This is a genomic window from Mesorhizobium koreense, assembly GCF_031656215.1.
GTDB lineage: Bacteria > Pseudomonadota > Alphaproteobacteria > Rhizobiales > Rhizobiaceae > Mesorhizobium_L > Mesorhizobium_L koreense.
On the sequence record NZ_CP134228.1, the window covers coordinates 225,868 to 244,529 of the forward strand.

15 protein-coding genes are annotated in these 18,662 nt (G+C 59.0%); 4 read left to right on the plus strand and 11 right to left on the minus strand.

Features of this window, described 5'->3' with window-relative positions:
- Positions 1-53 precede the first annotated feature (53 nt).
- The gene (urtA, locus tag RBH77_RS01030) at positions 54-1,310 is read right to left on the minus strand and encodes an urea ABC transporter substrate-binding protein (protein WP_311032704.1); all 1,257 of its coding nucleotides are present in this window, start codon (positions 1,308-1,310) and stop codon (positions 54-56) included.
- A gap of 612 nt (positions 1,311-1,922) precedes the next feature.
- Between urtA and RBH77_RS01035 the strand changes: the two genes are divergently transcribed.
- Positions 1,923-2,699, plus strand: a complete 777-nt coding sequence (locus tag RBH77_RS01035) for an SDR family NAD(P)-dependent oxidoreductase (protein ID WP_311030267.1) — start codon at positions 1,923-1,925, stop codon at positions 2,697-2,699.
- A gap of 81 nt (positions 2,700-2,780) precedes the next feature.
- Here the strand turns inward: RBH77_RS01035 and RBH77_RS01040 are convergent, their stop codons facing one another.
- A complete protein-coding gene (locus RBH77_RS01040) occupies positions 2,781-3,896 on the minus strand; it encodes a helix-turn-helix transcriptional regulator (RefSeq protein ID WP_311030268.1) in 1,116 nt (371 codons plus the stop codon).
- Positions 3,897-4,122: 226 nt separating this feature from the next.
- On the opposite strand from RBH77_RS01040, the gene RBH77_RS01045 reads away from it, so the two are divergent.
- Together RBH77_RS01045 and RBH77_RS01050 are read left to right on the plus strand one after the other, a co-directional pair.
- The gene (locus tag RBH77_RS01045; RefSeq protein WP_311030269.1) at positions 4,123-5,187 is read left to right on the plus strand and encodes a helix-turn-helix transcriptional regulator; all 1,065 of its coding nucleotides are present in this window, start codon (positions 4,123-4,125) and stop codon (positions 5,185-5,187) included.
- A gap of 201 nt (positions 5,188-5,388) precedes the next feature.
- Positions 5,389-5,709 carry a hypothetical protein gene (locus RBH77_RS01050; protein WP_311030270.1) on the plus strand — a complete coding sequence of 107 codons (321 nt, stop codon included), beginning with the start codon at positions 5,389-5,391 and terminating at the stop codon, positions 5,707-5,709.
- Positions 5,710-5,860: 151 nt separating this feature from the next.
- Here RBH77_RS01050 and RBH77_RS01055 read toward each other — a convergent pair whose 3' ends face one another.
- From RBH77_RS01055 to RBH77_RS01095, 9 genes are all read right to left on the minus strand, one after another.
- Entirely contained in the window at positions 5,861-7,357 is a 1,497-nt protein-coding gene (locus RBH77_RS01055; RefSeq protein ID WP_311030271.1) for a Na+/H+ antiporter NhaC family protein, read from the minus strand.
- A gap of 106 nt (positions 7,358-7,463) precedes the next feature.
- Entirely contained in the window at positions 7,464-8,723 is a 1,260-nt protein-coding gene (locus RBH77_RS01060) for an arginine deiminase (protein WP_311030272.1), read from the minus strand.
- A gap of 13 nt (positions 8,724-8,736) precedes the next feature.
- Positions 8,737-10,170: a basic amino acid/polyamine antiporter gene (locus RBH77_RS01065; protein WP_311030273.1), complete on the minus strand. Its 1,434-nt coding sequence runs from the start codon at positions 10,168-10,170 to the stop codon at positions 8,737-8,739.
- 321 nt (positions 10,171-10,491) lie between these two features.
- Entirely contained in the window at positions 10,492-11,547 is a 1,056-nt protein-coding gene (locus RBH77_RS01070; RefSeq protein WP_311030274.1) for a transporter substrate-binding domain-containing protein, read from the minus strand.
- A gap of 47 nt (positions 11,548-11,594) precedes the next feature.
- Entirely contained in the window at positions 11,595-12,662 is a 1,068-nt protein-coding gene (locus RBH77_RS01075; RefSeq protein WP_311030275.1) for an AI-2E family transporter, read from the minus strand.
- A 93-nt stretch (positions 12,663-12,755) separates the two neighbouring features.
- Complete coding sequence (locus RBH77_RS01080; RefSeq protein ID WP_311030276.1) at positions 12,756-12,959, minus strand: hypothetical protein; 204 nt, start codon at positions 12,957-12,959, stop codon at positions 12,756-12,758.
- Between the two features lie 371 nt (positions 12,960-13,330).
- Complete coding sequence (locus RBH77_RS01085; protein WP_311030277.1) at positions 13,331-14,533, minus strand: succinylglutamate desuccinylase/aspartoacylase domain-containing protein; 1,203 nt, start codon at positions 14,531-14,533, stop codon at positions 13,331-13,333.
- 213 nt (positions 14,534-14,746) lie between these two features.
- Complete coding sequence (locus RBH77_RS01090) at positions 14,747-16,318, minus strand: amidohydrolase (RefSeq protein ID WP_311030278.1); 1,572 nt, start codon at positions 16,316-16,318, stop codon at positions 14,747-14,749.
- A gap of 260 nt (positions 16,319-16,578) precedes the next feature.
- On the minus strand, positions 16,579-16,908 hold the full coding sequence (locus RBH77_RS01095) for a hypothetical protein (protein WP_311030279.1): 330 nt from the start codon (positions 16,906-16,908) through the stop codon (positions 16,579-16,581).
- 35 nt (positions 16,909-16,943) lie between these two features.
- Between RBH77_RS01095 and RBH77_RS01100 the strand changes: the two genes are divergently transcribed.
- Entirely contained in the window at positions 16,944-18,626 is a 1,683-nt protein-coding gene (locus RBH77_RS01100; RefSeq protein WP_311030280.1) for an alpha/beta hydrolase, read from the plus strand.
- The last annotated feature ends 36 nt before the right edge of the window (positions 18,627-18,662 follow it).

Genomic DNA, 18,662 nt, shown 5'->3' on the forward strand with positions numbered 1-18,662 from the left:
GCAGGAGGAAGAGCCGGCCCGGAAGCACCGCGGTCAAACGGTCGATGATCCGCTCAGTTGGTCCCCTCGCCGCCGCACTTGCCGGTCTTGACGTTGAAATTGCCGCAGGACATCGGCTTGCGCCAATCGGAGATCAGGTCCTTGGAGCCCGGCAGGTAGTCCGACCATTCATCGCCCGGCACAGTTCCCGCGGTCTGCCAGACGGTCTCGAACTGGCCGTCGTCCTGGATCTCGCCGATCAGCACCGGCTTGGTGATGTGGTGGTTCGGCATCATGGTGGCGTAGCCACCCGTCAGGTTCGGCACGGTGACACCAACCATGGCGTCGATGACCTTGTCCGGATCGGTCGTGCCGGCCTTCTCGACGGCCTTGATCCACATGTTGAAGCCGATGTAATGCGCTTCCATCGGGTCATTGGTGGTGCGCTTGTCGTTCTTGATGAACTTGTGCCACTCTTCGATGAAGGCCTTGTTCGCCGGCGTATCGACGCTCTCGAAATAGTTCCAGGCGGCGAGATGGCCGACCAGCGGCTTGGTGTCCATGCCGGATAGCTCCTCCTCGCCGACCGAGAAGGCCATGACCGGGATGTCCTCGGCCTTGACGCCCTGGTTGCCGAGTTCCTTGTAGAAGGGCACGTTGGCGTCGCCGTTGACAGTCGATATCACGGCAGTCTTCTTGCCGGCTGAGCCAAAACCTTTGATCCTGGAGACTTCGGTCTGCCAGTCGGAGAAGCCGAACGGCGTATAGTTGACCATGATATCTTCGGCGGGCACGCCCTTCGCCTTCAGATAGGCTTCGAGGATCTTGTTTGTGGTGCGCGGGTAGACGTAGTCAGTGCCCTCGAGCACCCAGCGCTTCACCGAGCCGCCATCGGCGCTCATCAGATAGTCGACGGCGGGAATCGCCTGCTGGTTCGGAGCCGCACCCGTATAGAAGACGTTCCTTTCTCTCTCCTCGCCCTCATATTGCACCGGGTAGAAGAGAATGCTGTCGAGCTCCTTGAAGACCGGCAGCACGGATTTACGGCTGACCGAAGTCCAGCAACCGAACACGGCCGACACCTTGTCCTTGGAGATCAGTTCACGGGCCTTCTCGGCGAAAAGAGGCCAGTTGGAAGCCGGATCGACGACGACCGCTTCCAGCTTCTTGCCGAGCAAGCCGCCCTTCTTGTTCTGCTCGTCGATGAGCATCAGCATGTCGTCCTTCAGCGTCGTCTCGGAAATCGCCATCGTCCCCGAGAGCGAGTGAAGGATGCCGACTTTGATGGTACCGTCCTGGGCCATGGTCCAGCCCGGGAAACTCAGCGTCATTAGGGCAACGGCTGTAGCGAGCAATTTGCCGCGTCCACGGAGAATCCGGTTCATGCGCGCACTCCCTTTCGATCTTGTGCATTGCACAAAAAGCAAAGCGCGTGCCAAACCGCTGGAGAACTGGAAAAGCCTTTGAATTTAGTATCTTATCAAGATCGGCCTGAATTGATCTATCATTCTTCGATGCTTATGAATTGAGCTCTCAGCGCGAAAATGTCTGATAATTAATCAGATTTTCTATGTGCATATAAAATAAGCAACATAACGCGTCGAGCCGAACGGCGCTGCGTGATTTGAAGGCTGGCAACGTCGCTGGGAAGCCGGAAAACCTTGCGCAACATGTAATGATCCAACGGACAAGCGCCATGTAGAAGGAGTGCCCTTGGTATACGGCACGAATAACGGCCGGGGTGGCCAGGAAATTTAGGTGCGGGCGGCGCTGTCACTGTTGCCGGCATCGAACACAAAAAATCATGGGTGGGACTGGCGGATCAATCTTGAGATTCCCGGTCATGCCAATCGCGCTGGAACTCGATAGGCTCGACAAAGCTATGAGCTGGAACTGACCGTGGACTTGCCACTGGCGACATCAGCGGCCACCGGGAGCGTTTCGTGTTAAAAGGTAAAGTGGCCGTTGTCACGAGATCGACGCACGGGGCCGGGCTTGGAATCGCATGCAGGCTTGCAGCCGGCGGCGTGGACTTGGCCATCAACGGTTCGGATGATTCGATGGCGGCAGAAATATTGCGGGAGGACATTTCCAATACTTATGGCATACGCGTGGCATTCAGCCCGGCAGACGTTTCCGAGCCATGTGGCTCGGAAATGCTAATCAATGACGTGAACCACATGCTCGGGCGTGTCGACATCCTGATCAACAACGTCGGAGTACAACATGTTGCGGCGGAGAACGAATTCCCTGTTGAACAATGGAACTCCACGATTGCGAGGAACTTGACGGCTGTTTTCTTCACCACGCGAGCCGTCCTGCCGCAGATGTTCGAACGGGATTGGGGCCGGATAATCAATGTCGCTTCGATGCATGGGCCTGTAGCTACGGCAAATCGAGCCGCTTATGTCGCCACCGCACATGGCGTCGTAGGCCTTACGAAATTTATCGCGTTGGAGACTGCAGCGTCCGGCATCACCTGCAATGCCATCTGCCCTGATTTATTGATTGTAGATCGCCTGGAAAAATTGACAGGGGCCATCGCCACCATGGATCAGATAGAACTGGCGGAAGCCGGCGCGAGATTGCCTTACGAGGGAAATCAGCCTCATGGACCGCGCAGGGACCGGTTGGGCCACTTGGCGAGGTTCCTTTGTTCAGATGCCGCAGCATGCCTGAACGGAGTGACACTACCTGTAGATGACCGCTGGTTCCCGTGATAAGCGCAGTTTCTGGGCCCTTGGACTTCGCCATATTGAAACGGCCGTTTTCTTCATGACATAACGCCACGCGTGCCAACGCTACTTCCTGGTCGTATCGCCATGGTCGAACGTTTTGGGGATGGAGTGAGCAGGTGGTTCCTCGCATGCCGGAGGCGGGTCGGGAAGCGCTTGTTTGAGCCGCCTGCTGGATATGGCAGCCGGTGTTATGCCGTCGGGCGTCCCAACAGGAGGATCGCCATTCGCAAGCGACGGTGACCGGCCGAAATGTGAATGAAAGGCGCGGGCAAAACCTGAATAGGCGTCGTAACCCACCTGCCTCGCGATCTCGCTGATCGAGAGTTCTCCGCAATTGAGCAGGTTCTGAGCCTGTTCCATGCGGAGCATATTGCCGTACGCATGGGGCGTCTTGCCGAAGAGGTCACGAAAACCCGCTGTAAGGTCGTTTCGGTTGAGCCCGACACGAGCAGCCAACTGCTCGATCGTCGGCGGGTTGGACACCTCTCGCCTGTAAATGGCGGCTGCGGTCGCGACAGCAAGCGGCTTCTTATGGAAGCCATGCTTATGAAGTTGCCCTCTTACGTGCAGCGCGTTTATCTGGGCGACGATTTCGCAAATGATCTCGGTCGCCTTCAGCTGCGTGTAAATGCTGCGCAGAGGTTCGCCGAATTTGCATGACAACAACTGGTCCACAGCCTCCATTACGACTACGGTCGGCGGCAATCTCAAGCACACGCTGACGCCCGTTTTCTTCAGAAATATGGGACGATAGGCTGCTGGAATTTTGTCGACGTTCAACTTGAAGTGGTCAAGAAGGTGCTGCCTCTCAATGACAATAAGGACGCCTCGCAGCTTCATGCCCGCCTGGACATCGGATGTCGATTGAGGGCAATTGGATACCAGAACAGCATTTGGAGTCACCAATTCGATGCGATCGACGACGGAGCGACTATAGGATCCGGCGATCAATATCTGGAAGCAGACGAGATCCGTCCGGGCCTGGGTTAGGCTGAATGATTCTCTGGCTTCGAAATTCATGACGTGTAGGAACGAGTGGTCGTCTATCCGCCGATAGCCATGCTCGTTTGCCCGGAAAGTTACCCGGGCCGCGCCCAAAGCTTCGCGACTGGCCACGTAGTTCCGACTCCGGAGCTCCGCCATGACACTTCTGAAATCGAGGTCGAGGAAACTGGGCATGCGTGATCCCCTCCGGGAACGGTCCTGGCTGCTACCACTGCCCCCACGCCCACTAGCCCGCTACTGCGCTCACCGTCAGGCTTCAGCTACGCATTCTGTCATCTAGCTATATCGAGATTTCACGGCCCGGTTGCGCATGATTAGAACTGCATTCACTGTGTAAAACAATTTTACGCTCTCACGGCCAAATATCAATTTTTATGGCCTGTTTCGCCGGTGATTGTTAATGAACCATTCATTCAATCCCACAATCCAGACGCGACACCTCAGTGATAAACTGCCGTGTTCGATTGATTTTTCCACTCTCGAATTTCCGGCACGTGATCAGTTCGATGTGTTTCGAGAAGCGCATCGGGACGCTGCGGATGGGCAACTCATCAGTAGCCGCTCTCCCTCATTTCCCGCACGCCAAGTGGTGTGGGATCTCAACACAATGATCTTCACTTACATAAAGTATCCAGGCGCCAGCGTCACGCATCGCTGGAGACACTTGAAGCGGCCGAAGGTCGATCATTGGTATCTGATGCTTCCCTTCCAGTTCATCCATTCCGGTAAACGGGACGAACGGCCGGCCGCCTCGCCGAGTCTGCATTGCCTGGCAAAACCGTTCGAGTTCGAAACGAGCGCCGAGGGTTACGTGGTCCTGTTCGTTCCGCGCGATACCCTCGGCCTGACACCGGTACTCGACCAGATGGCGAATGCCCAGTTCGATGGTGGCATCGGTTCGATCCTCGCTGACTACCTTCTGTTGCTCAACCGTTCCCTATCCGAGTTGCGGATTACAGAATTGCCAACCGTCGTGGAAGCAACCCGAAGCCTCCTCGCAGCTTGCATGGCTCCATCAATGGAGCGGCTCGTGAACGCGCGCAATCCAATCGACATGACGCTCTTGGAGCGTGCGCGCGTTCTGATCGGCCGCAGGCTCCTGGATAGAGACTTGTCCCCGGAAAGCATATGCCGGGATCTCCGCGTGTCGCGGTCTCGACTCTACCGCCTTTTCGAGCCGACCGGCGGAATATACTCTTATATCCGGCGGCAGCGGATGTTGCAGGCGCGCGATGCGCTCTCGGACAACACGGATATGCGTCCGGTTGGCCAAATTGCCGAGCATTGGGGCTTTGTCGACCCTTCCGCATTCAGCCGGTCATTCAAACATGAGTTCGGCATGTCTCCCAAGGAAGCGCGAATGATGGGATGGGACGGCAACGGACATGTTTTGCCCAAGGAACCGTCTAAACAGCATTTTGAAGGGCAAAGCCTTGGTGAAATGCTACGCACGCTCGCGGCCTGAGGGGTCGGCCCGGAACTTATGAAGATCGTGCGATGCGCCTCTTGGCAGCAGCGAAATAGAGGGATGTTGTCCTCGATACGATTGTGGCTTCGGCTCCATAGCCTCCAGTCGTGATTTATCGAGGAAGGCAGTGCGCAACGGCCTATCGCGTGGCTGGACAGCAAGGCCGCAGCGTCCGGCGCCGTGCTTTGGAGGACTAACATGTTGAGAAATCTCTCGGTCGCGGCAATCAGCGCCCTGATGCTTGCAAACTTCGAGTATCCCGCGTCTGGCGCGTCGATCGGCGCGGGCAACCCGTATCCGGTCAGCAAATACACATGCCAGGACGGCACTCGTCTAGCAGTGCGTCTCCTCGGCGATCGCGCTTCGGTATCCGTTAACGGCGCGACCGCCGTCGATCTACCCTCCCTGGGGACAGAAGGGACGACCTATTCGAACGGCAAGCAGACGCTGACCATCGTACAGGGGCGCCTATCGTGGGGCATTGGCCGGGCCGTGCCGTCCGCATGCACCGGCGGTTGAGCAATGGTCTCGCTGCAAGGAAAATCGGGTAATGTCGGGTCGAGCTCCGGCAGGAACATTCCCACTTAAAGGGAGCACCATACCGGATCATGGTCGTCTCCCGCCTGAATTGCGTGGAATATACTTCATCGAATAAGTTGATCATAAACAGCTATCGTGCCGGGATGGCCGCCGGTTCCGCCCGTTCGATCCTGATGCCGCTGAATCCATAGAAGAGAGTCAGCAGCGGGCTGGCGATATTGAAGATGCAGAACGGCAGATAAAGCAGGGTTGGCACCCCCAGCACGGCGGCCATATACGCCCCGCATGAATTCCATGGAACCAGCGGCGAGGTGACGGTGCCAGCATCGGCGACCGACCGCGATAGGTTCGTTGTCGCAAGCCCGCGCTTTTCGAACTCCATGCGGAAAATCCGTGCCGGAAGCACGAGTGCTATATACTGATCCCCGGCGATGACGTTGAGGCCAAAGGCCGTTCCAACCACCGTGCCGACCAGACGGCCGGTCGTTCTGGCGCGCAGCAGGACCGGCATGACGAGTTTGGACAGCAAGCCGAATTCATCCAGAAGCGTGCCGAATGCAAGCGCCCCGATGATGAGCCAGATCGTGAGCAGCATGCTGTCCATGCCTCCTCGCGATAGCAGGGTGTCGACCACTGGAATGCCGGAGTTCGCATGATAGCCGCTGGCTATCGCTTGCCAGACACCTTTGATGAAGACGGCCGGCGAGCCGAGTGCCGGGTCGTCGATGAAGCGAAGCACCGCCTCGGGTTGAACGAAGCATGCCATCAAGCCCGCCACCAGTGCCGAAGCCATGATAGCCATGGACGGAGGAACCCTCAGGACGGAGAGGGCGACCAGGAACACCAAGGGAACCAGATTGATGGGGGTTATCCAGAACAGCTGGTCCAGCGACGTCAATTCGGACGCGATGACCGCGTCGCCGACGCCTTGTGCGCCATCCGCCAGACCGAGCCCCAAAAAAACGAACACAGCGATTACGAATGCGGGAATCGATGTCCAGGCCTGCGCGCGAAGATGCTTATAAATGTTGTTGCCGGTGATTTGAGCGGTCAGGATGGTGGTTTCGGACAATGGGGAGAGTTTGTCGCCGAGATAGGCTCCCGAAATCACGGCGCCGGCGGTGATGGCAGGCGATACGCCCGACAATGTTGCCAACCCCACGAGACCGACGCCCACGGTTCCGGCCGTTGTCCAGGAACTTCCGATTCCCATGGCGATGCCGCCGCAGATCAATGCGGAAGCTACGTAGAACCAATCGGGGCTGATGATCTGGATGCCGTAATACACCAGTGTCGGGATAGTGCCGGACATGTTCCAGGTACCGATCAGGGCGCCGACCGCAAGCAAAATGAAGATAGCGCTTACGACCGACGAGACGCCTTTGCGCCCGACTTCGGCGACCTCCTCCCAGCTATGACCGTTCTTCAGGACGATACCCGCCGTAACCATGCCCGAGAGGATTATGGCGACCTGCAACGGTCCTGCCGTTGCATCCAGGCCGAAAAGCGAGAGGGCGCCGGCAACGAGCGTCGCAAGAACGACAAGCGGGACCAGCGCGTCGAAAAACGAAGGTTCCCTGACAGGACGGGAAGAAGGAGCTTGCTCGGCCAACTGAATGTCCTTCATTGTCCGGCGCAGCACGCCAGGCCGCAGGTCTGTTGCCGAACCGCGCCCGTCCCGCCGAACCGCCGGACGGGACGCGGTCGAAATCTCCTGCGGCGCCGAATCGGCGTCAGTAGTCGACGGCGTCGCGGATGATCGGGCAGGTCATGCAATGGCCGCCGCCGCGGCCGCGGCCGAGCTCAGCGCCGGTGATCGTAACGACCTCGATGCCTTCCTTGCGCAGCAGCGTGTTTGTGTAGGTGTTGCGGTCGTAGGCGAAAACCACGCCCGGCGAGGCGCAGACCAGATTGGCGCCGCTGTCCCACTGCGTGCGTTCGCGCATGTAGTCGTTACCGCCGGTCTGCACGACACGCATCTTCTTCAATCCCAGTGAATCGCGCACCGTGTCGACAAAGGAGCCCTTGTCCTTGTGCAACTCGACGCCGCCCTTGCCATCCGGACGATAGGAAAAGGCTTTGATGCCATCGACGATGTCAGGGTAGAGGAGCACGCAGTCGCGGTCGGCGAAGGTGAACACCGTGTCGAGATGCATCGCCGCGCGCAGCTTTGGCATCGCCGCGACGATGACGCGTTCGGCCGCGCCCTTGTCGAACAGCGCCTGCGCGACCTGACTGATCGCCTGGCGCGACGTCCGCTCGCTCATGCCGATCAGCACATTGCCTTTGCCGATCGGCATGACGTCGCCGCCTTCGAACGTCGCCAGGCCGTGGTCCTTGAGCGGATCGCCCCACCAGACGTTGACCTTGCCGGCAAAGTCTGGGTGGAATTTATAGATCGCAGTGGCGAGGATCGTTTCCTCATGACGCGCCGGCCAGAAAAGCGCGTTCAGCGTGACGCCGCCATAGATCCAGCAGGTGGTGTCGCGGGTGTAGAGCGTGTTCGGCAACGGCGGCAGCAGATATTCGGTAACACCTGCCGCATCGCGGATCAGCGCCAGCGTCTCGCCACCGATCGTCTCGGGAAACTCGTAGGTCGAAAGACCACCGATCAGCGTTTCGGCGAGCGCCCGGTTGGACAGGCCGTCCAGATAGCTGCGGATCTCGCCGACAAGGCCGAGCCCGACCTGGTCCGGAACGATCTGGTTATCGAGCACCCACGCCTTGGCTTCCGGTATGGCCATGGTCTCGGCCAGCATGTTGTGCATCTCGACGACATCGACGCCACGGTCGCGCATCTTAGTCATGAAGTCGAAATGGTCACGCTTGGCGTTGTCGACCCACAAGACGTCGTCGAACAGAAGATCGTCGCAATTCGACGGCGTCAGGCGATGGTGGGCATGCCCTGGCGCGCAGACCATCACCTTGCGAAGCTGCCCGACCTCGGAATGAACGCCGAATGGAGTGTCGCCAGATGGGGTTTCGTTTGTCATGACCTGATCCTGTTCAAGGTGTGATGATGCCCGTCAGCAGCCCATAGGCCCCGACCAGGCCGGCTAGGAGCGTGACGGCGAAGACGATGAGCTCGACGGACGTGAACAACTGCAGTTTCTGCTCGCGCCGCGCCCAGACGTAGAGGATGGTTCCGGGCACGAAGAGGACCGCGACGAGCAGCACGTATTTGAGCCCGGCGGCCATGAACATGAAGATCGTGTAGATCGCCGCGATCCAGGCAAAGACCTGGTCGCGGCCGCGCTCGCCGGGAGTCTTCTCGTAGCCCATGCCGCTGCGGGCGAGCAGGATGCCGTAGCCGGCCACGAGCAGGTAGGGCAGCAGTGCGGTAACGCTCGTCATGTCGAGCATGAAGTTGAATGCATCCCGCGACCAGTAGGTCGAGATCACGAAGAGCGACACGACGATATTGGTCAGCCACAGTGCGTTGGCGGGCACCCGGTTGCCGTTTTGCGCGGCGAACAGCTTCGGCATGTCCTCGGACTTGGCGGCGGCGAACAGGACTTCGGCGCAGATCAGCGACCAGGCAAGATAGGCGCCGAGCACCGAGACCAGAACGCCGATGGAGATGAAGACCGCGCCCCAGTGGCCGACCACCGCTTCCAGGACGCTTGCCATCGACGGCTGCTGGACGGCGGCGATGCCCGATTGCGGCAGCGCCCCGTAGGGCAGAAGCGTGACAGCCACCATCAGGCCGGTGACACCCACGAAACCGAGAATCGTCGCCGTGCCGACATCGGAGCGCTGCTTGGCAAAGCGGGAATAGACGCTGGCGCCCTCTATGCCGAGGAAGACGAAGACCGTGATCAGCATGGTGTCGCGCACCTGGGCGATCAGGGTTTTCGCCGGCATATCCGCGCCACCGAAGAAATTCTCGCCGAACTGTCCGAAATTGAAGGCGAAGATCAGGAGCAGGACGAAGGCCAGGATCGGCACGATCTTGGCGATCGTCACGACGGTGTTGATGAAGGTCGCCTGCTCGACGCCGCGCAGGATCATGAAATGGAAGGCCCAGATGCCGATCAGCGACACTATGATAGCGGTGGCGCTGCTGCCGTCCCCGAAGATATCGGGAAAGAAGCGGCCCAGCGTCGAGCCGATCAGCACCCAGTAGAAGACGTTGCCGAGGCAGCTACCGAGCCAGTAGCCGAAGGCGGACAGGAAGCCCATGTAATTGCCGAAACCGGCCTTGGCATAGGCAAAGACGCCTGAGTCGATATCCGGTCGCTTCTCGGCCAGGAACTGAAACACGCGGGCCAGCATGTACATTCCGGTGCCCGCAATCGCCCAGGCGATGATCGCGCCGAAGGGACCCGTCGCCGCGCCGAACCTTCCGGGCAGATTGAAAATGCCGGCTCCCACCATGGACCCGACGACCATTGCCGTCAGTGCAGACAGGGAAAGTTTCTGCGTCGCTCCCGAAGCCATGGTGTCCCCTTCAGCACTAGGTCGACTTTCGGCAGCCGCTCACCGGGGCTGCCAGAGAACTATAATCCTCCTCTAGTCGGCCCGTGACCGGCGCAGAATCCCGCAACTTTTCTCCTGGTCCCAATATCGGCTCTGCGTATGTCGGATCCGAATTTCGGGACAGGACTCAAGCGCGGTGGAGCCGTTCGAGGGCTGTCAACTCCGGCTGGCGCCTGATCGCGATGTGGCTTTTATGAACGTTGACGCCTGGTGAGCCGGGCGGCGTCACATCTGGTGTCTTTATCTGCTGCCAAGACGACGTCGTCCGCCGTCAACATCCAGTTATGGCGAATTGCCAAAATATTTGTCGTGCAACTGTTCCACGAGACCGCGCTCGTGAGCGCCAATGAGTTCAACCGTCAGCCGCCTTGTCGCGGGGCTGTTCAGCGGAAGCCCGAAACCATATTTGTCGGGCTCGAAAATACCTCCGACCACGTTGACCCGTTGTTCGGGGTGGCTATGGGAATAATATTCCAGCACCGGAGCGTCACCGACGATCGCTGCGATGTCGCCGTCGCGCAAAGCCGCCACGGCCTCGTCGATATTCGGGAACGAATAGACGTCGAGCCCGGAGCCACGGGCAAATTCCTCGGACACGCTTCCGGCGAATACACCGACAGCCTTGCCGGGTAGATCGGCAAGGCTGTTGATCTGGTTGGTCAGCGAAAGCGTGGTCATCACGCTCGTCACGGACGAGGTGACGAACGCAAGCACGGCAATCCCGCATATCAGCCACAAGCCTTGCCATACTCGTCCGATCCACCCGAAGATATTCCTTCGGCCCGTTGATTTGCCTGCAGCAATCGACATGACCGAGAAGAAGCTCTCCGCTGCCCCGTCACGCCATCGGCTCGGAAAGTTGGGATCAAACCGTCGGTCGAAAAGAGTCAGCAACAGGGTGGCGGCTGCGACCACAAAGGCGATCCATGCATAGGCGCGAAGGAATCCCGATTCCCGCAACCCCGATACGACTTCCAGGAACCCCGTGCCCTGATGTTCGTTGATCATTATCCTCAGTCCAGCGTCGAACCATGGATAAGTGAAATCGATCCGTTGCGCCCGACCTTGCGTAATGGTGAGATTGGTGACGGCAACATCGACCTCGCCGTTCGCGGTAGCGTCGATCAGGGCGCGGACTGTCGGGAACGGTTGGTATTGGCTTTGAAGTCCTTGCGCCTCTGCAAGCGCCTTCCAAAGATCGACCGCCATCCCGGTGAAATGGTCCTTCTCCTGGATGACAAATGGTGGGCTCACATAGAGCCCGACCCTGACCGGTTGTTTGGTATTGGGCAGCCCCTGTGCGAAGGAACCGGTCACTGATAGCAGAAGCCACAGCATGACCAGGTAGAGAGCATTCTTCGCCATAAAACCCTACCTTCGGTGCCTTACATGTCCGTTGCGCCAGCCTTCGCAGACAGCGCCTCCGGCCCATCGTTGTCGGATGCGCCTAACAGCACCGCCAGCCATCGAGCCGAGCGCGACTGGGCACAAAACGTAAGTCCGGCGATGGCGATCGGGACGCCGATAAAGGCACCAAACAAGCCCCAGAGGAAGCTCCACAGAAACACCGAGAACAGCACGAAGAAGGGCGAGATGGCCAAAGCCTTTCCCGCCACGCGTGGTTCGACGTAACTGCCGATCACAAACTGGATAAGATTGAGACCGGCGAAAACGACGAACGCGGATTGAAGAGATTCGAACTGCGCCAGCGCGTAAAGTGTCGGCAGCACCGTGGCGATGAACGGGCCAACGAAGGGGATAAAGTTCAATGTGAAGGCAATGACGCCCCATTCGGCGGCAAGCTGAAGGCCAAGCGCCGTGGCGAGTGCGTAAACCATTCCTCCCGTCGTAATGCTCATGATTGTCCGGATGAGCATATACCTGCGCAGCTTTGCGGCCGTGAGGCTGCCACCCTTAATGAGGACGCGTGCGGTGCCCCCATCGAGAGCAGCACTGATCCTGCGCGTAACGGGGCCAATCTCCAGCAGCCCGAGAAGGACATAGACAAGAACCACCGCCCAGAACGAGACCATGGTGTTCAACCGCGACGACACACCTTGCAAAGCTCGCACGAGCCAGCGCATGTCGAAATGCTCGGCCCAGAGGCCGGTCACTGCAATGCCATGAATTTCCAACCAGTTGGCGGCCTGGTCATAGAGCATTTGGAACCGAGGCGCGTCGGCGAGCAAGGACCGGCCGATCCGCCCAAAGCCCCAAGCAACAATCGAGCCAAAGACAGCGAAAACAGCCACGGTCAGCGTGACCACGATAGCCAATGCCGCGAGTTGGGGCAGATGCCGCTGGAGCCTGCTCTGTATCGGCCAAACGATTGCGATAATGAACAACGCACCGGCGATCGGCGCAATGATGACGGCCGAAAAATAGAGCCCGACCGCGACCGAGATCGCGACCAGGATGCTAACCGGGACAATAATGGTTCGCTCAGTCGTCATCAGCGCCGGCAGTCACCTTGATATCGCCTTTACGCTCGCTCGTGGGGCTTACACAGCGGACCAGGAGCGACCAATTGGTGCCAAGCTCACCAATCAGTCGGCGGCGGAGTTCGACTTGTTCCTGCGGATGATCGTCAGAATTAGGAGAATGACGCCAATGGCCAGCATGAGGCACCCGCCCACCAGGCTGGATGACGATCCATATCGATAGCCGGATGCCAGAAGGAGAAATCCGATAACGACAAGGACGAGGGCGGTCACTTTATTGACCAGCAAAGACTGTGAATCTCCGGTCATTTCGATCTCCATCAGACCAAACAAAATTTTGAACGCTTAACATCTTCGCTGATGATCAGGCCTACCGAGTGAAATCCTTGATTCCAGAATACTTTCTACGGATCGCGGCGGTTATTATAATCGATACGCCTGAAACAGCCGACCACACCATCGCTAAACTGCCAGCCACCGAAAATCATGGCGTGACGGCCATAAAAGCCTCGATGCCTGGTCGTGGCGGAAGCCGACGTGGAGCAGACGCGTGGAAGCGGGAGTCCTTTGGTCATTTACACGGACAACGGCCAACTTGCTGCCGTGCGCAGCCCCTTGCGTGTAGACTTCCAATCATCCTGAACCTGGCAACGATCATCCGCGTATTCACACGGCTCTACTCATTCGGGATAGATCTCCGCGCCTCCCGGCGCAGGCTTGTGGAAAAGGATAAATACCAAGGGATTGCCGGGCTCCGCCATTGCATCGCAGCGTTGTCCTGTTACTTCTCCGGCCACACTGCTTGCGTATTCTGCAACCACCTCGCCGAAGCTATTGCGCTGGATGGCTACTCTCTGTCCGGCTTCGACCTTGTCACTGAGTTTGACCAGATGCTCGACGAGACCGCCCGTGGTGGCGAGGATCGGGAACGCGCTGTTGCCAACAAAAACGGTCACGTCCTTGCCGGTACGGCCCATCGGTCCGGCAACGATGCCGTGATGCTTGAGAACGTTCATCGTGCCTTCTACGAATAGCGCGATCATCTCTGGGTCCAGCACGCGCGCAGCGCCGATCTCCGGGCAAAAGGCCGGAATGCCCGCGTCCAAGAATGCGTTGTGCAGGACAGTGGGATAGGCCTGTTTCGGCATGTCGAGTATCTGGCCGACGGGATAGAGGTCCAACATTGCCTTGACCTCGGGCCTGTCCGTCTCGCCGATGTTGAATGCGGTGACAGCGAACCCGGTTGTCCCGGTATGGAAATCGATCGCGGCGTCGGCGTTCGGCCGCAGCAGCCGGTTGAACAGCAGCCCGGCATGGCGGCTCGGTGCAGTAAAGCCGTTCTCGTTCCCAGGCCACTCCCTGTTCATATCGATCAGATCGATGCCCCGGCCTTGGTTCGGCCAGCGGCGTTGCATGCTTTCCAGGGCCGGACGGGACACGTCGGTGACCGCCATCACCGTGCCGGACATCTCAGCCGGATCGAGCTGGCTCATCACCGTCTGGACGGTATGTATGGAACTCATCTCGTCGCCATGCACGCCGCTGGTCAAGACGACGCGCTTGCCCGGCTTCGCCCCCTTGGCGACCGTCACGGACACATACCAGTATTGTCCGGCGGGCATCTCAACGCCCCGAAAATACAAAAAATGCTTTTCCCCGGGCTCAAGGTCGTTGACGTCGAGCGCACTGACGACTTTCTTCCCGTTAATCACATCTCCAACATAGATTGTTCCACGTGTTGCCGGATCGGAGGGGGATGCTGCGGGTTCCTGGGCAACTGCGTTGGTGGAAACGGCGCCCAGGGCAACCGAAGCGCCGACCGTGGCAAGCGACGCGATCATGAAATCACGCCGGGCAAGGCCTACCTTGGGTTCGTCAGGCATCGAAAGCGCCTCCCGATATAAGCGAGTATGACAATTGTGTTGGCACCCACGCTTAAGATCACATTGCCAGTGAATTTAACTCACGGCGCAGAACAGTCATGAGCATGGAATCCAGAACGTGGGCGGAATATCCCAAATTCGAAGGCGAGCGCGATCAGTCGCATCCGAAGTTCTTGCAGCACAGGGCGCAAGCGGGAGTTTTACGCAACGGTACTACAAACGGGCATTCTCGCTGAATTCGACGCCGAGTTCATCGTGGCCATCGCGTAGCAGCAGATGCTGTGGGATGCCTTCGGGACGCAGCTTGCCCTCGGGCAGAGGCGATACATAAGTTCTCCCCTCCTTGCGGCGGTCGAAATCAGCCTTGGCGGCGGCCCGCAGCTTGGCGTCGGTTATGAGATCGTAGCCGACGCCGGCCATCACGATCGCCGAATAGAGGGAGCTTTTGTCGCCGATGCTCATGCCGCCGCAAGCCGTCACAGGCCATGTGTGGAGCCCGACGCCGATCGGCATGGTCGCCAAAGCGAACAGCGCTGTCGGCGTGTTGTAGCTGACATCGCCGACATCCGTGCTGCCGCCGGTCGTTATCTCGGGTAGGGGCGGCATGATGGCCGGCATGATGCCGGCCTCGGGCAGGCCCATTTCGCGCTGGCAGCCCTTGGCGAATTCCTGTTCTTCGTCCGTCCATTCCAGTGCCAGCGCCGACATGTGGGCGTGGATCCTGCCGACCAGCGTTTCGTTGGGCAAAAGGTCGTGCATACCGAAGAAAAGGTCGACTGCCACTTCTGTCTGGGTAGAGATGGCCGAACCTGCGGCAACATCCTTGACCCATCCGGTGACGGTGTTGACCTCGGCTCGATCCTGATCCCGGACCATTATCAATATCTCGGCGGTGCCAGGGACCACATTGGGGGCTCCGCCGCCGTCCGTGTACGTATAGTGCAGGCGCGTGGTTGGCTTCAGATGCTCGCGCATGAACTGGATACCGGTACCGAAAAGTTCGGCCCCCTTCAGCGCGCTGCGCCCTTCCCACGGATCGACGCCGGCATGGGCGGTGCGGCCTGTGTAGCGGATGCGCAGCATGTTGACCGCCGCAGTCCGCAGCAAGCCGGTGGCGTTCATGGGGCCCGGATGCCAGGCAAGGCAGGCATCCAGATCGTCGAACAAACCGTCACGCGCCATGTAGACCTTGGCGCCTTCGGTTTCCTCGGCGGCACAGCCATAGACGCGGACCGTGCCCGGATGACCACCGTCGATCATCATTTTCTTCAGCGCAAAGGCCGCGCCGGTACAGCCTGCACCCAGCATGTTGTGGCCGCAGCCATGTCCGACCTCAATCCCGGTGGGACCGGGTGTCTGACGGGGTTCGGCAGCGTTGCCCAAACCTGGAAGTGCATCATATTCGGGCAGGAAGCCTATCTTGGGGCCGCCTTTGCCCTGTGTCCATTCGGCGACGAAAGCCGTGGGAATACCGGAGGTTCCGGTGCTGACGATGGTGAAGCCGGCCTCGCGCAATTCTCGCAGGTGGATTCCGGCGGAGATTTCTTCATGCAATGACAGCTCCGGATTTTTCCAGACTTCGTGCGAAATCCGCAAGATGGCATCTCGAACCGATTGCACGGCGTCGTGTGCCGATTTGGCGGAACCGGCGACAGCCATGTCCTGGGCGCGGACAAAGGAAGGCGCAATCATCCAGGCAGCCGTCGACGCGACCGAACCGACGAGCAGTGCTCTGCGGGAGAAATCGGTAGTACGGTCGAAGAAGCCGATGGATTCGTCCCACATGCGAGCCTCCTAATGATGCGTCGATAATCCTGGCCTGACCGGCGTGGGCATCCACCCGAAGACGGCAGTACGGGAAACCTAACCTTCGATGCAGCGGAGTCATGAGCATAGAATCCAAAACCTTGGCCACGCGTCCCGGAGTTTTCAAAGGGGCTCTGCGGTTGCTTGACAAGCCGACCGGTGACGACCTCATCTTGTAGAGAGGCCTGATAGGGAGAACCTCGATGCGCCGTCTTTTGCTTGCTTGCCTTGGTCTGGCTCTAGGCTTCGCGGCGCAGGCGGCTATGCCCACTTTCGCGCAGGCCGCTACGGTTGACTTGAATGTCGGAACCAGCCTCAACAACGGCCGCGCCATTACATGTCGGGATGGCAAGCGCGCCCTGCGAAGCCGTGGTTTCCGGCATATTTGGTGCGTGGATTGCCGCGCGCGGTCTTTCGTCTGTAGCGCCCGGTATGGCGACCACCGATTCGAAATTGCAGTTAACGCGCGTAATGGCCGGGTTGTCGACCTGCATCGTGTCAGAAGGTGATTTGTTTGGTTCCTGGCGTGCTCCTCCAGCCTGACGGTTCGGGGCGACGCTTTGGGTCATACACAATATACATGCCGGCTACCCGACAATGACGAATGCTGGGAACTTCGGGATTGCGCCTAATCTTGGCAAAGCTGACGGCTTCGCTCCTTACGGTAGGGGTGATGATCGGGACGTTGTCTTTCGCGGCTTCCCTGACGCCCAGCCTGATACCGCGGTCCTATCTCATCCAAGGCGTGCTTTCCGGGCTCTCAGCAGCTCTGGGGTATGGCATCGGCGTCCTTGCCTATTGGCTATGGGTCTACCTCGAACTGCCTCAACTGCGGGGACGAGCGCTGCAAGCAACGAGAATTGCAGCCTTCGCTGTGTGCTTCGGGATCGCTGCAATCTTCCTTTGGAAGACTCTGGAATGGCAGAATTCGATCCGCACCCTGATGGGCCTCGCCCCACTGAATACGGCAAGCCCTTTGAGCGCAGGCGCCATCGCTATAGTCATTTTCACCGTCCTTTTGGCGCTGGGTCGTCTTTTCAGATACACTTTCTTCGTTTTCTCAAGATGGCTTGGCTATTTCGTTCCGAGGCGAGTTTCACTTCTCGTCGGGGGTATGCTGGCGGTCGCGCTGTTCTGGTCAGTTGCGGAAGGAGTAGTTTTCAGGCTCTCGCTTCGAATTCTGGACTCCTCGTTCCAGGAGCTCGACGCGCTCGTCGAGGACAACCTTGCCAGGCCGACGCAACCGATGAAGACGGGAAGCCCGGCTTCTCTGCTGTCGTGGCAGGGGCTGGGCAGGCAGGGTCGCCGGTTTGTCAGTTCCGGCCCGACAGGCGCGGAGATAGGCGCGTTTTTCGGGCAAAAAGCCCTGGAGCCGATCCGCGTATATGTCGGAATGAATGCGGCCGATACCGTGGATGAACGCGCGAAACTGGCATTGCAGGAGCTGAAGCGCACCGGTGCATTCGACAGGTCGATCCTGATCGTCGTCGTGCCTACGGGTACAGGGATGGTCGATCCGGCTGCCCTGGACACCGTCGAATATCTTCACAGAGGCGATACCGCGAGCGTCGCGATGCAATACTCCTACTTCGCCAGTTGGCTTTCCCTTCTGGTCGAACCGGATTACGGCGCAGAGGCAGGCAAGGCCCTGTTCCGGGAGGTCTATACCTATTGGTCATCGCTCCCACATGACAGGCGCCCAAAACTCTACCTCCATGGCTTGAGTCTCGGCGCGATGAATTCGGAGATGTCCGCTAACCTCTACGATGTTATAGCCGATCCGTTTCAAGGGGCCCTCTGGAGCGGGCCGCCCTTCCCGAGCCGCACCTGGAGATCGGTCACCGATGGCCGCAATCCCGGATCACCCGAATGGCTCCCTCGTTTCCGGGACAGCTCGATCTTCCGGTTCACCAGTCAGAAAGATGCTCTGGACATCCCGAATGCAAAGTGGGGGCCGATCCGGATCGTCTACCTTCAATATGCCAGCGATCCGATAACCTTCTTCGACGCTGCTACGCTTTATCGAGAGCCCGACTGGATGAAAGAGCCGCGTGGACCCGACGTGTCGAAGGAGATCCGCTGGTATCCGCTTGTTACGATGCTGCAACTTGCGGTCGATATGATGATAGCAACCACGTCGCCGGTGGGCTACGGCCATGTATTTGCGTCGCAGCACTATATCGATGCGTGGATGGCCGTAACCGATCCGCCGGGCATCACGGCCGATGACGTCGCCCGGCTCAAAGCCCTGTTTGGCAAGCGCGATGCAATGTCTGTCGGCGGTTAGTCCTCAGTCTGTCGTCGGTCATCCAAAACCAGGAGA

Excerpts from the sequence above, each read along its gene's own strand:
- urtA (WP_311032704.1), bottom strand. The coding sequence starts at position 1,310 with ATGACGCTGAGTTTCCCGGGCTGGACCATGGCCCAGGACGGTACCATC.
- RBH77_RS01040 (WP_311030268.1), bottom strand. The coding sequence starts at position 3,896 with ATGCCCAGTTTCCTCGACCTCGATTTCAGAAGTGTCATGGCGGAGCTC.
- RBH77_RS01045 (WP_311030269.1), top strand. The coding sequence starts at position 4,123 with ATGAACCATTCATTCAATCCCACAATCCAGACGCGACACCTCAGTGAT.
- RBH77_RS01050 (WP_311030270.1), top strand. The coding sequence starts at position 5,389 with ATGTTGAGAAATCTCTCGGTCGCGGCAATCAGCGCCCTGATGCTTGCA.
- RBH77_RS01055 (WP_311030271.1), bottom strand. The coding sequence starts at position 7,357 with ATGAAGGACATTCAGTTGGCCGAGCAAGCTCCTTCTTCCCGTCCTGTC.
- RBH77_RS01060 (WP_311030272.1), bottom strand. The coding sequence starts at position 8,723 with ATGACAAACGAAACCCCATCTGGCGACACTCCATTCGGCGTTCATTCC.
- RBH77_RS01065 (WP_311030273.1), bottom strand. The coding sequence starts at position 10,170 with ATGGCTTCGGGAGCGACGCAGAAACTTTCCCTGTCTGCACTGACGGCA.
- RBH77_RS01070 (WP_311030274.1), bottom strand. The coding sequence starts at position 11,547 with ATGCTGTGGCTTCTGCTATCAGTGACCGGTTCCTTCGCACAGGGGCTG.
- RBH77_RS01075 (WP_311030275.1), bottom strand. The coding sequence starts at position 12,662 with ATGACGACTGAGCGAACCATTATTGTCCCGGTTAGCATCCTGGTCGCG.
- RBH77_RS01080 (WP_311030276.1), bottom strand. The coding sequence starts at position 12,959 with ATGACCGGAGATTCACAGTCTTTGCTGGTCAATAAAGTGACCGCCCTC.
- RBH77_RS01085 (WP_311030277.1), bottom strand. The coding sequence starts at position 14,533 with ATGCCTGACGAACCCAAGGTAGGCCTTGCCCGGCGTGATTTCATGATC.
- RBH77_RS01090 (WP_311030278.1), bottom strand. The coding sequence starts at position 16,318 with ATGTGGGACGAATCCATCGGCTTCTTCGACCGTACTACCGATTTCTCC.
- RBH77_RS01095 (WP_311030279.1), bottom strand. The coding sequence starts at position 16,908 with ATGACCCAAAGCGTCGCCCCGAACCGTCAGGCTGGAGGAGCACGCCAG.
- RBH77_RS01100 (WP_311030280.1), top strand. The coding sequence starts at position 16,944 with ATGCTGGGAACTTCGGGATTGCGCCTAATCTTGGCAAAGCTGACGGCT.